Genomic DNA, 12226 nt, shown 5'->3' on the forward strand with positions numbered 1-12226 from the left:
GAGGGAGGCACCATGAGTCTGGCCGATACCGGCGCCGCAACCGGCGTTTTCGCGGCGACGCATATCGACGTTCGCGAACGCGATCAGGACGCCCCGCTGCGCAGCCTCTGGCCGCGTCATGAGCCGGACGAGATCGAGGCAGTGGCCGCGGTGCTGCGTTCGGGCAAGGTCAATGCGCTGGTGCATAGCGAACACAACCGCGCCTTCGCCGCCGAATTCGCCCGCTATGTCGATGAAACCACACCACCGGAAGCGCTCTGCATCGCCAACGGCACGCTGACGCTGGAAGTGGCCTTGCGCGCGCTGGGCGTGGGCCCCGGCGACGAGGTGATCGTGCCGGCCCGCAGCTTCTTCGCCACGGCCAGCTGCGTGCTGGCGGTGGGCGCGCTGCCCGTCTTTGCGGACATCGATCCGGTCACCCAGAACATCGATCCCGCCTCGGTCGAACGCATGATCGGCCCGGCGACGCGGGCAGTGATCTGCGTCCATCTGGCTGGCTGGCCCTGCGACATGGACGCGCTGGGATCGCTATGCACCCGCCATGGCCTAAAGCTGATCGAGGATTGCGCACAGGCCCACGGCACGGCGTGGCGCGGGCGGCGAGTGGGATCGTTCGGCGATGCGGCATCGTTCTCGTTCTGCACGGACAAGATCATGTCCACCGGTGGCGAAGGCGGACTTCTGCTGTTTCGCGGCCGTGACGCCTGGGAACGCGGCTGGGCGATCAAGGACCACGGCAAGGACTATCGCAAGGTGTCCGAGGGCGGCGGCGCGCCCGGCGCGTTCCGCCATATCCACGATCACCTCGGCTCCAATTACCGCATGACCGAGATGCAGGCCGCATTGGGCCGCCGTCAGCTTGGGAAGCTGCCGCTCTGGCTGGCTGCCCGCGCGCGCAATGCCCGGTTGCTGTGCGATGCGCTGGCAGGCCTGCCGGGCCTGCTGCTGCCGGAACCGCCCGACCACGCGCGCCATGCCTGGTACAAGTTCTATGTGCAATTGACCGATGATGCGGCAGACAAGCGCGACCGGGTGCTGCAGCGCATGATCGCAATGGGGCTGCCCGCGGCTACCGGATCCTGCCCGGATATGAGCCGGGAGGGAGCGCTGGATGGCCTGACGATCCGCCGCGACGGCTCGCTGGAACAGGCCGCGCGGCTGGGCCGGCGCACGCTGATGTTCCCGGTGGACCATACGCTGGGCGAGGACGCGATGGCCCGCATCGCCGCCGGCCTGCGCACCGCAATGGCGGAGGAAGCATGATCGACCGCACCTGGCGCCCGCAGTTCATCGTCATCGGCGCAGTCAAGGCCGCCACCACCTGGATCCAGGCCCGCCTCGTCGAAAATCCGGCGATCTTCATGCCGCCGCCCGAGCCGCACTATTTCAGCAGCGAGTTCGAACGCGGGGAAGACTGGTACCGTGGCTTCTTCGAAGACCGCCCCGGCGCGGCGCATGTGATCGGCGAAAAGTCGGCCGACTACCTTGCCCATCCGCTGGCCGCCCGGCGCATCGCCGCAACGCTGCCCGATGTGAAGCTGGTGCTGCAGCTGCGCAACCCGATCGAGCGCGCCTATTCGGACTACAAGATGCTCTACCGCCGCGGCACCGTGAAGGGCCCTCCGGAGGAATACCTGGGCAGCACGGACAATGCCTTCCCGCGCTTTCTGGAAGATGGGCTCTATGCGTGCCATCTGGCGCGGTGGTTCGATCTGTTCCCGCGCGAACAGATGCTGATCTACCTCTACGATGATGTGATCTCTCAACCCCATGGCATCATAGAGGCGGTCTCTCGCCACATCGGGGCCGAACCGGTGCTGGAAAACACCGACCGCTCCGCGCGGGAGAACAACAGCCGATCCGCGCTGCTGCCGCTGCCGCTGCGCAAGGCGCTGGCCCCGCTGAAAAGCAGCGTACGCCCGCTGCGCGGCAATCCGGTGTTCGAAGGCGTGCGATCGCTGTTGGCGCGCGAAGTGGCCTATCCGCCGCTTTCCCCGGCCTTGCGCGAAAGGATGTGCGACTTCTATGCGCGCGACACGGAAAGCCTGGAGGCAATGTCCGGGCTGGACCTGACGCGCTGGAAATCCCCCACGCGCGCCGTACCCGCTGCCTGAACGGCTGTTTCAAGCCATCCGGTCAGCTACGCAGATCATCCTAGTGGCCTCTGCCTAGCCCTTAATAACCAAGGAAATTTGACGTATCTTCCGTAATCTGGATGCGATGATTCTGGTCGGTCCTGAGGGAGGGCCGATCGTTCCAAGGGTGTCGGGGAGCGTTTCATGGCAACACTTCGCAGTCGTCCGCGTTCATGGCAGGCCGCCGTCGCGATTCCGCTGATCTGCTGTCTGGTTCCGGCATCGATGCTGGGCGGCTGTTCGTCGCCCACGTCTTCGATGCCTACGCTCGCATCCACTCCGGCAGGTCCCTACCGGGTGGGTGCGGGCGACAAGCTGCATATCGTCGTGCAGGATCTGGACGCCGCCAATGGCGACTATACGGTGGAAGACACCGGCGCGATCTCGCTGCCTTACGTCAAGCAGATCAACGTCGCAGGCATGACCTATCGCGAAATCGAACAGGGCATCACTGCCGCCCTGCTGCAGCAGGGCATCATGAGCGGCAGCCCGGTGGTCAACGTCGGCGCGGTGGAACTGCGTCCGTTCTACGTCACCGGCGAAGTCAACAAGCCCGGGCAGTTCGCCTATCGTCAAGGGATGACGGTGCTTTCGGCGCTTTCGGCCGCCGGTGGGTACACCTATCGCGCCAAGACCGGCGAAGTGTCGATCACCCGCACGGTGGACGGCAAGGAAATGACCGCGAAGGCGGGCGAAACCACGCCGGTACTGCCGGGCGATACCATCCGCGTCTACGAACGCTGGTTCTAGGCGCGTGAAGCCCCGCACACTTGCGCTCGCCGCTCCGGTGCCGCTGCTGTTCGCGGTTCCGCAGCACGCCTGGGCCCAGTCCAACCAGATCGGCTCTACCGCGCCGGCGGTCTATCCGAACGACAAGGACTATCGCGCCCTGCCGCTTCATCTCGGTTCGCTGGATGTGACGCTGGGCGGTGAAGCCAGCGTCCTCTACGACAGCAACATCTACGCCGCGCCCACCAATGCCCGCGACGATGTGCGCTTCGACATTTCACCCCGACTGGGCATCCAGACCGCCCCGGCGCCGGTGACGTTCGAACTCAACGCCAGCGGCTCGATCCGCCGCTTTGTCAACAATCCGACGGAAAATGCCGAAGCCTGGCTGGTGGATGGCGGTGTGAGCTGGCAGACCGGGCAGAATTCCAGCCTTTCCGGCAGCGTCTTTTCGCGCCGGGCGATAGAGGATCGCTCCGATCCGGAAGCGCGGCGCAATCCCAATTCCGGCCCGCGCCTGATCAACAGCCTGGGCGGCGTCGTTTCGTACCACCGCGTCGCCACCCGCACGCTGCTGGACGTGCAGGCGGACGTGACGAAGTTCAACGCGCTGTCCAGCATCGATGCGGATCGCGATTTCTCCGCCTATTCCGGGCAGGCCACGTTCGGTCTGCGTGTGACCGGCCGCGCCTATGCCACGGCCACGGCGTTCGTCGCCCGCCGCGACTTCCGGCTGGAATACACGGTGAGCGGAAACAAGCGCAACACGACGACGTATGGCGGCCGACTGGGTATCAATTTCCAGCCCGGCGGCGTGCTGGAGGGCGGCCTGTCCGTCGGTGTGTTCCGCCACGATCCGGATGATCCGTCAACACCGGGCCACACCGGGCTGTCTGTGGCGGGCAATCTCACCTACCATCCATCGCGCCGTACGGCGATCCTGCTGGATGCCTTCAATGGCGACGTCGCGACGTTCCGCGTCGGCGCAACGCAACGTACCGATACGATCACCAAGCTGAGCGTGCAGCAGGAAATCCGCCACAACCTCTATGCCACCGTGTCGGCCGGCTACCGCAAGACCAAATATACCGGCTCCGGCATTCGCGAGGAGACGTGGACCGGCGGGGGTGAAGTGGAATACCTGTTCAATCGCCACATGTCGGTCGCCGCAACAGCCAGCTATGGCACGCGCAGCAGCGACAGTTCCATACTGCAGTTCGACCGCTTCCGCGGCGGCGTGGCCCTGCGCGTCCGGTTCTGACGTCCCACTGCCATTATGCCGATCGCAACGACGATAAGCGCCCGTTTCCGACGAAACGGGCGCTTATCGTTTGCGTGTCGTTCAGGTCAATTCTTCGTATATCGTGCGGATCGCATCGACATGGCGCGCTTGGGAGAAGCGGCCGCGCGCTGCTATCGTGGCATCCTGCCGCATCGTCCGCGCCCATGTGGGGTCTGCCAGCAGACCAGCCCCCGCGCGGGCCATCGCTTTCGGATCATCGGGGGGGCATAGCACTCCGCAGCCCTGCCGCAGCGCCTCCGGATTGCCACCGGAATCGGCCGCCACCACCAGCGTACCCACCAGCATCGCCTCAACCAGCGTGCGCCCCAGCGGCTCGTCCACTGCGGGCACCAGCAACAGATCGCATCCGGCAAGCCAGGCATGACCCGGCGAGCGATAGCCCATCCGGGTGACGCGCGCGGGCGCCCTCACCGCGGCGATCCGGTCTTCAAGCTGACGATCCAGCGCACTGTCACGGGATTCGCCGAACATCACGCCCAGCACCGGCCGATCGACCAACCGGCCAAGTTCCTCCACCGCTTCTACGAAAGCCAGCGGCCGCTTGCGATCGACGAAGCTGCCGAAATAGCCGCAGACCACGGTATCGGCCGGGCTGGCGGTCTCTTCCAGTATGCGCGCGTGCATCGCCGCGCGATCGGCGGTGATCGAAACGTCGAAGGGACTGTGGATCACCCGCGCCGTGCGTGCCGCCCCATGGCGTCCGCGCGGCAGCGCGAAGGCAGAGACGGCCACGATCCGATCCGCCAGCACCGGCGCCACATAGCGCAGCCCACGCGCGCCGGGATCGCCGCGATGGTGCCAGACCAGCCGCGCGCCCGCCAGCCGCGCCGCCAATGCCCAACTGGCATGGCTGCGCCCGTCATTGGTGTGAACGATGTCTACCCCGCGCTGCTTTAGGAAGCGTACCCGCCGTGGCAGCCCGGCCAGCGTTCCCAACAGCTTGGCGATACCGATGCTGCGCCCCGGCACGAAAGGCCGCGTGGGGCGCGCCGGATCCGGGCACTGCTCGATACCGGCGAAGAACGCCGCCAGCCGTCCGTCGGGGACTTCCGGCACCACGATCACCTCGATCTGTGCCGGGTCGAGCCCGTCGATCAGTCCCCGAAGCGAGACATGGCTGCCGCCCAGCGCGTCACCGGCAAGCGGATAGCACACCGTGGGCCGCCCAGACCGTTTGGCAACCGGCGCGGCGGCACCCGGTGCGGGGCCTTCATGCAGCGCGGATGACGCATCCAACGCCTTCACAGACCCAGCACCTTGTTGCGATAGGCTAGAAACTCCTCGAAGTTGGGAACGCCATTCTTGTTGGCGTCCGCCCAGGCGTCGGGCACCTTCGGATTGGCGCCAACGCTGACTTCCCAATTGTCGTCCATGCCGTCCTTGTCGGCATCGGGATAGGGTTGGCCGGCGGTCTGCGCAGGCATGACCGGGGCAGGTTGACCGATCCGCCCTGTACCGTGCTCCACATCGTAGACGACCTGATCGTCGATCGAATCGCGCGGAAACGCACCGGACTTCTGGAGCACGAGGTTATAGGCGTTGGTCGATGAAAGCGGATTGAGCGTCAGCGCGCAGGGCGGCTTGTTGACCAGGACCTGCTCCGCCTCCTGGTTCATGTCCTGAAACGCGCCCACGAACCGGTTGTCCCACGCATAAATGATGGCCGCCCCGCCTTTCGACGTGCTGGTATCGCGCGCGATGCCAACCGTCAGGTTGGTGGTGTTCGGCCCGCCGATGAAGCTGTTGCCCACGAACGAGACCGGAGTGCCGCCGAACAGTTCCCACACTTCGGCAAAGCGGGACTGCGCGTTGTAGAACACATTGTCGACCACTTCGAGGCAGGAATTGCGCGGGAAGTTCACGTCGGGCATGCGATCGCCATTGTGTGCGCACAAGTTGTTGATGAAGCTGAAGTGCTGGGCATCGACCGGGTCGCTGGCCAGCAGCGCGCACTTGTCATGCGGGGGTGTGCCCCAGGCGAAGATCGAATTGCTGACGGTGATGTAGTCATTGTCCGCATAACCGTTGATCAACTCGTCCCGCGCCCACGATGCACTGACGTGATCGACCAGCACGCGGGTCGCATGTTCGATGGTGATGCTGTCTTCGGAACCGCGACTGCCTCCGGGACGATCCGCCCGGATCCGGATATTGCGCACGACGACATCGTGCGTGTTCTTGATCACCAACGGCGTGCGGCCGGCCGGCGGCCCCGCATGGGCCAGAACGATACCGCTGCCCGGCGCCGTCTGCCCGGCAATGGTAAGGTAGGGCTGTTCGATGATCGGCGGTGTTGTCGCGAAGCGGATCACGCCGGCCACGCGGAATACACAGACGCGCGGGCCCGTGGCGGTCACGCAGGCGCGATAGGATCCGGCCCCGGAATCGGCCAATGTGGTTACATAGATGATCCGTCCGTTGCGCCCACCCACACTGGATGCGCCCCATCCGACCGCGCCGGGAAAGGACTTGGTGCCGGCCGGAGTGGCAACCGTCGGCGGCTGCGCCGCTTCCAGCCGCGCGCCGTCGGTCGGTACCAGTGCATAGGCAATCAGCATGACGATGCCGAGTATCACGATCGGCAAGACCAGCTTGCGAGATGGGCGTGAGCTTCGGCCTGCACCGGCCTTTCCTTTGCGAAATGCCGTCATCTGCCTGCTCCTATGCCCTTGGTTTCGACCAGCCCCTTATTTTCGACAAGATTGGGTAGAGAGGACTGTGCCGGGCGGTCGTCCATGCCCGTGCCCGCGTTCGGCGCGTATCCATAGCGCCGCAGCAGCGGCCCGGTGATCCACGATACCAGCCGGCGCGGCTGCTGCGGCATCTGGCGTTGCCACGCGTGATCCTCGCGGATCACCAGACTGTCCTGCATCCGATGCCGGCTTCCCGCAACCTGGTGACCGGGCCGCAAGTCGTCGGGCGGAAGCGGCCCGTCGCGGTCGGCGCCGGCGCGACGAGAGGCCAAGTTGGGGGCGCAACGCGTACGGATGGCCTCCAGCACGGCGGGGGGATCGGCCACGAAATCTTCATAGCGCACGCGGATCGTCCGCCCCGGCCCGAGCTTTCGGCACAGCCATTCGCAGACCAGATTCACCAAGGTCCAGCGCAGCGCGACATAGGCAAAGGGCTTGGGCCGCAACTCTCGCTGCACGCCGGCCTCTATCTGTTTGCGATACGGGCGGGACATCGACCAGGCAACGGCCCGCGGATCGCGTACGAGGTGGATGACGCGCAGGTCGATCCCCGGCATCGATGCGAGTGCCAGGCCGCGGCCGGGCAGCTTGCTGGAATCGAGTACATAGACGGGGCCGTTGCCGCCCGCATCGCCGCTCTCTTCCGCGACCGCGCGGAACAAGCGGCGATTGGCCTGGTGATAGCGATCGCGCGTACCCGGCAGGAAGCGCGCCAGCAGGCGCCGCCAGGATAGCAACGATTCCATGCTTTGCTGCAACCGCGCCAATTCGGCTAGCGCGAAAGAGGCATCCATCCCCCGACCGCCGCCTTCTTCCTCACCGGCGCGCTTCATCACCGCGCCCCAGAACGGACATGCGCTGACCGTGGCGCCGCAGGCGCAATATTCGCCGTTTTTCCAGGCATGGCGGGCAAGCGCGGTGAGTTCCCCGGCGCCGAATACGTCCGGCCGCATTCCAAGGGCGATGTCCAGCAGGGTCGAGCCGCTGCGACCGTAACCGGCGAGATAGATGACCCTAAGCTTGGTCTGGTCGGACGGGTGCTCTGACAAGCCGGCCTCTCGACAATGATGCACACGGGTGGAAGCAGAAGATTGCGACGTTACCGGTGGGTCCAACGTTTCATGCGGTCCGGAAAAGACGCACCTCTTCCCGGCCGCGCCGAAGGATACCGCGCCGCATCGCGCGCTGCTCATGGCCAGAGTATCGATCTGCGGCGCCCCCAGGCAAGTTACCAATTCGGGTTGCCCCACCCGCCGGATGCCCCCGCGGGGGTACCAACTTTGCGCAGGTGCCTGACCATACTTGTCTTTGCCTCTACCGCGCACGCCTACCATCATCATGGCATGGCTATTCCGGTCCCGAACCAGCTGCCTTCCCTGCCGGCACGTGCAGTGCTGGAAGGAACCGGCACGCGCCGTATCCCGCAGTTCGCCACCCGGTGGCTGCCGAGTCTCCTCACGCTGGGGATCACGCTTGCCGCGCTGACCCTGCCGTGGCGCGTGCTGCGGCCGCCGATCGCCAACGTCACCCTTTCCGATGTGCTGCTGGCGGGCTGCACGGCCTTGCTGCTGTTCAAGGGCCGGCTGCGCCTGACGATGCTGGGGCCCTACACCGCCATGTGGATCATGGGGCTGACCATAATGCTGGCGGCGCTGCTGTTCTGCTCGCTCTATCACAGCGAATTCGTCCGCTGGCCGATCGTGGGCTTCCAGTACATCTTCGCGCTGATGATCGTGCCGATGACGTTCTCCAGCTTCAGCAGCAGGGTGCTTCATCGTTGCATCATCGCCTTCATCGCGGGCGTGGCGATCTCGCAAGTGATCGGCTTCTTCACGATGGCGAATTTCGCGCGCTCCACGCTCGATTCGGTGATGGGCGTCGGTTACGTCACCGGCAATGGCCGGCTTGGCGCGATGTCCGGCGAGCCCAATCCCAACGGTGCGCAGTGTGCCTATGCCTTGGTGATGATGATCCATGCGGTGATCGCCCGGCGGCTGCACTGGGGCTGGGCACTCGTCATGCTGGCGCCGATCGGCTGGGGCCTGCTGGCCAGTGCCAGTTTCACCGCCTTCACGGCAGCGGCGATGGGCGTGATGTGCTTTCTGGCGCTGTCGCGCCTGTCGAACCTGATCCGCTTCGGCCTGCCCGTCATTCTCGTCGGCGCCGCCTATTTCAGTCTGGGCGGCCCGGTTCCCGCGATTTTCGAGAAGCGGGTGGGCGATGCGCTGGTCACCGGCAATGCCGACAAGGCCGGCACGTTCGTCGGCCGTGCCGCGTTGATCAAGGAAGCCTGGGGCCTGGCCAACGACAACATGCTGATCGGCCTGGGAACGGACCGTTATCGCAAGGCCAGTGCTTTTTCCGCCCCGGTGCACCAGCTGCACCTCCTTGTCCTGAACGAAGGCGGCATCATCGCCCTGCTGGGGCTGTGGACCCTGCTGGGCGCCCTGGTGATGACGGCGATCATGATCTTGCGCGAAGACCCGCTGGATGGCGGCGCCGCTCTGGCGCAAGTGGCGATCCTGCTGCTCTACACCACCGCGCTGCCCCACATGTACACCCGCGTCTGGTTTACGCCGATGCTGATCTTTCTGGCTTACGCCCTCGCCCACCGATCGGAATCGCGTGAGCGGCGGCGCTTCTTCCCTGGAACGCTGGCACGGACATGAGCGAACATCGGCATGAAGCCGCGGAGGTTGCGCTGAAACTGCCCCTTGCCGCCCGGCTGTGGCAATCCTGGTCCGCGTCCACACTGGTCCGGCCGCGCATCATCAGCCTGTTCCATTTGCTTTCGGGCAACTTCGGTTCCGGAATGTTGATGGTTGTGGCGCTGTCGCTGGCCACCCATGGGCTGGGCAAGGCGGATTTCGGTGTCATGGTGGTCGTGCTGTCCATCGGCCGCGTTTGCGAACGGCTGGTCCGCTTCGAATCCTGGCAACCACTGGTCCGCTTCGTCGCGGCGGAGGAGCAGAACGGATCAGCGGAGCGGCTGGCGCAACTCTACGCCTATGGCCTCAAGCTCGATCTGGCCAGCGCACTGATTGCCGGGCTTATGGCGATCGCCCTTGCCAAGCTGGCAGGCGCCGCCTTCGGACTGGGGGAAGGCCACGTCGGGCTCGTGGCGATCTATGCCGTCGCCATCGTCTGCAACCCGCGCGGCATGGCCAGCGCGGCGCTGCGGCTGGGCGGCCGGTTCCGCACTCTGGCCTATGTCCAACTTGCGTCAAGCCTGTTCCGGCTGGGTTTTTCGGTCGTGCTGCTGCACGCGCATGCCGGGCTTACCGCTTTCGTGGTGCTATGGACTCTGGCCCAAGTGCTCGATTCGCTGCTGTTCAACGTGCTGGGCTTCCAGGCACTGCGCAAATCAGGCATCCCCAGCCCGTTCGCGGTCAGTTGGCGCGGCCTTGGCCGTCAGTTTCCCGGCTTCCTGCGCTTTGCGATTTCCACCAACGTCTCCTCCACGCTGCGCACACTGACGCATGAGGTGGACACCCTGATGGTCGGCTATTTCGCGGGTGCAAGCGCCGCCGGCCTCTATTACCTGTCACGCCGCATTGCGAAGTTCGCGCAGACTGCGGGGGACATGATCCAGACGGTGATCTATCCGGACCTCGCCCGGATCTGGGCGCGGCTGGATCGTAAGGCCCTGGAACGGCTGGTGCGTATCCTGCAGACGGCGCTGGCCGGCATGGGGCTGGCTTTCATCCTGATCTGCATGGCGATCGGCCGGCCGGCGCTGGTGCTGTTCTTCGGCGACGATTTTACCGACGTCTATCCGATGCTGTTCACCCAGCTTTTCGCCGTCGCGCTGACGCTGCACGCGGCGCCTTCGCGTTCGGGGTTGCTGGCGATGAACCGGCCCACTTACGTGCTGGCGGTGGCGATGTTCTCCACCGTGCTGTTCTTCGCGGTCGCCCTGGCGCTGATGCCAAGCCAGGGTGCGATCGCCGCCAACTATGCCCATGTCGTCTTCGGCCTGGCGACGGCGGTGGCCCTGGACGTGGGGTTATGGCGCGGGCTTGCGCGCCAGCGCCGCCTGGACGCCGCAGAAAATGCGGGAGAAAATGCCCCGGCCGATATCGAAGGGAGGCGCCGCGCATGACGTCGCTGGCCTGTCTTCCAGACGACACGCCGGGCGATACGAGCGAAATCGTGTCGGCCATTGTTTCCTCAGACAGCCCAAATCCGGTGCCGCGCCTGAAAGTCTGGTCGATCCTCAACAGCTTGACCTCCGGCGGGGCGGAGATGCTGGTGGCCAGCCTCCATGCCAATTTCCCGGCGCAAGGGGCGTCCTCTACGATCGTCGCGCTGTGCGACGCGCCGACGCTGGGCAACTCGGCCCAGACCGAGGCGCGGCTGGCGCAGGAAATCGATGCGAAGGGTCGCTTCGTCTCGCTCGGGCTGGACCACCGCCGCCGCCTTTCGACCGGCGCATGGGCGTTGCGCCGCCTGCTTCGCCAGGACCGACCCGATGTAATCCACGCCCACACGGCCAGGGCCCTGCCGATGATTGCGTTGGCCGGCTATCGCGGTGCGGTGGTGCTGACCCATCACAACAGTCGCCTGTCGTTTTCGCCGCGCCTGTTTCGCCTGTTCGACCGGGTGGTGACGCATTACGTGGCGATCAGCCCCGAAGTGGCGGACATCTACCGCCGGCATTCGCGGCGTCCGTTCACGCTGATCGCCAATGCGCCCGCCGCCGCCTTCGCCGTTTCCGCCCCGCGCCAGGCAGCAGCCAACCCGCTGCGCATCCTCAGCGTCGGTGCGATTTCGGACCAGAAGAACTACCCCCTTCTCGTCGAAACCGCGCGCACCCTGCGCGAACAGGTGCGCCAGCGCCATGGCGGCCATCCGGACGCCGATCACGCGATGCCGCGTTTTCGCATTGCCGGTGGCGGCAGCGAACTGGCGGAAATGCGCGCGCTGGTCCTGCGTGAAGGGCTGGAGGACATGGTCGATTTCCTGGGCGAGCGCGACGATGTGCGCATGTTGCTGGCGGACAGCGACGTATTCCTAAACACCTCCAGGTACGAAGGAATGTCCGTTGCCATCCTGGAGGCTTTTGCTTCCGCCCTGCCGGTCATCGCCACCGACGTGCCGGGCAACCGCGATCTGGTGGAGGCGCATCGCAACGGCCTTGTCGCGCCCGAGCGGGCCCATCACCTTGCCGCCGCGATCCTGCGCCTGATGGATATCCCGGGCCTGCACGAGCGGCTGTCCCAAGGCGCTTTGGCGACCAGCCGCGACTACACGATAGAGGCCGCGACCAGCCGCCACGTCGGTCTTTATGCAGCCCTTCTGCCGCAAAACCGGGCCTGAGGCGCTCCAAAGGTATTAGCCTGATTGCCCCGCGCACCCGTCCGATG

Annotated in this window: 10 protein-coding genes; 7 read left to right on the forward strand and 3 right to left on the reverse strand. The window is 65.7% G+C overall.

What is annotated here, in order from left to right; translation table 11 throughout:
• Window positions 1-12 precede the first annotated feature (12 nt).
• The 4 genes from ACZ1JC_RS24135 to ACZ1JC_RS24150 all read left to right on the forward strand — a co-directional run bounded on the left by ACZ1JC_RS24135 (window position 13) and on the right by ACZ1JC_RS24150 (window position 4125).
• A complete protein-coding gene (locus tag ACZ1JC_RS24135; RefSeq protein ID WP_465137755.1) occupies window positions 13-1263 on the forward strand; it encodes a DegT/DnrJ/EryC1/StrS family aminotransferase in 1251 nt (416 codons plus the stop codon).
• Window positions 1260-2114: a sulfotransferase family protein gene (locus ACZ1JC_RS24140; protein WP_465137754.1), complete on the forward strand. Its 855-nt coding sequence runs from the start codon at window positions 1260-1262 to the stop codon at window positions 2112-2114. Before ACZ1JC_RS24135 ends, ACZ1JC_RS24140 begins: the two co-directional genes overlap by 4 nt.
• A gap of 165 nt (window positions 2115-2279) precedes the next feature.
• Window positions 2280-2885 (forward strand): polysaccharide biosynthesis/export family protein, encoded by a 606-nt coding sequence (locus ACZ1JC_RS24145; RefSeq protein WP_465137753.1) that lies wholly within the window; start codon window positions 2280-2282, stop codon window positions 2883-2885.
• A 4-nt stretch (window positions 2886-2889) separates the two neighbouring features.
• A complete protein-coding gene (locus ACZ1JC_RS24150; protein ID WP_465137752.1) occupies window positions 2890-4125 on the forward strand; it encodes an outer membrane beta-barrel protein in 1236 nt (411 codons plus the stop codon).
• A gap of 81 nt (window positions 4126-4206) precedes the next feature.
• Here the strand turns inward: ACZ1JC_RS24150 and ACZ1JC_RS24155 are convergent, their stop codons facing one another.
• From ACZ1JC_RS24155 to ACZ1JC_RS24165, 3 genes are read right to left on the reverse strand one after another with little or no spacing between them, the layout of a single operon-like run.
• On the reverse strand, window positions 4207-5412 hold the full coding sequence (locus ACZ1JC_RS24155) for a glycosyltransferase family 4 protein (protein WP_465137751.1): 1206 nt from the start codon (window positions 5410-5412) through the stop codon (window positions 4207-4209).
• Window positions 5409-6818, reverse strand: coding sequence for a pectate lyase family protein (locus ACZ1JC_RS24160; RefSeq protein WP_465137750.1), 1410 nt, complete (start codon window positions 6816-6818; stop codon window positions 5409-5411). The genes ACZ1JC_RS24155 and ACZ1JC_RS24160 overlap by 4 nt, the downstream gene beginning before the upstream one ends.
• Window positions 6815-7909: a sulfotransferase gene (locus ACZ1JC_RS24165; RefSeq protein ID WP_465137749.1), complete on the reverse strand. Its 1095-nt coding sequence runs from the start codon at window positions 7907-7909 to the stop codon at window positions 6815-6817. The genes ACZ1JC_RS24160 and ACZ1JC_RS24165 overlap by 4 nt, the downstream gene beginning before the upstream one ends.
• A gap of 294 nt (window positions 7910-8203) precedes the next feature.
• Here ACZ1JC_RS24165 and ACZ1JC_RS24170 point away from each other — a divergent pair, with 294 nt between their 5' ends.
• From ACZ1JC_RS24170 to ACZ1JC_RS24180, 3 genes are read left to right on the forward strand one after another with little or no spacing between them, the layout of a single operon-like run.
• Window positions 8204-9529 carry a hypothetical protein gene (locus ACZ1JC_RS24170; protein ID WP_465137748.1) on the forward strand — a complete coding sequence of 442 codons (1326 nt, stop codon included), beginning with the start codon at window positions 8204-8206 and terminating at the stop codon, window positions 9527-9529.
• Complete coding sequence (locus ACZ1JC_RS24175) at window positions 9526-10962, forward strand: lipopolysaccharide biosynthesis protein (protein ID WP_465137747.1); 1437 nt, start codon at window positions 9526-9528, stop codon at window positions 10960-10962. The genes ACZ1JC_RS24170 and ACZ1JC_RS24175 overlap by 4 nt, the downstream gene beginning before the upstream one ends.
• Window positions 10959-12179, forward strand: a complete 1221-nt coding sequence (locus ACZ1JC_RS24180; protein ID WP_465137746.1) for a glycosyltransferase — start codon at window positions 10959-10961, stop codon at window positions 12177-12179. Before ACZ1JC_RS24175 ends, ACZ1JC_RS24180 begins: the two co-directional genes overlap by 4 nt.
• The last annotated feature ends 47 nt before the right edge of the window (window positions 12180-12226 follow it).

The organism is Sphingomonas sp. BL-S-28 (genome assembly GCF_055521515.1).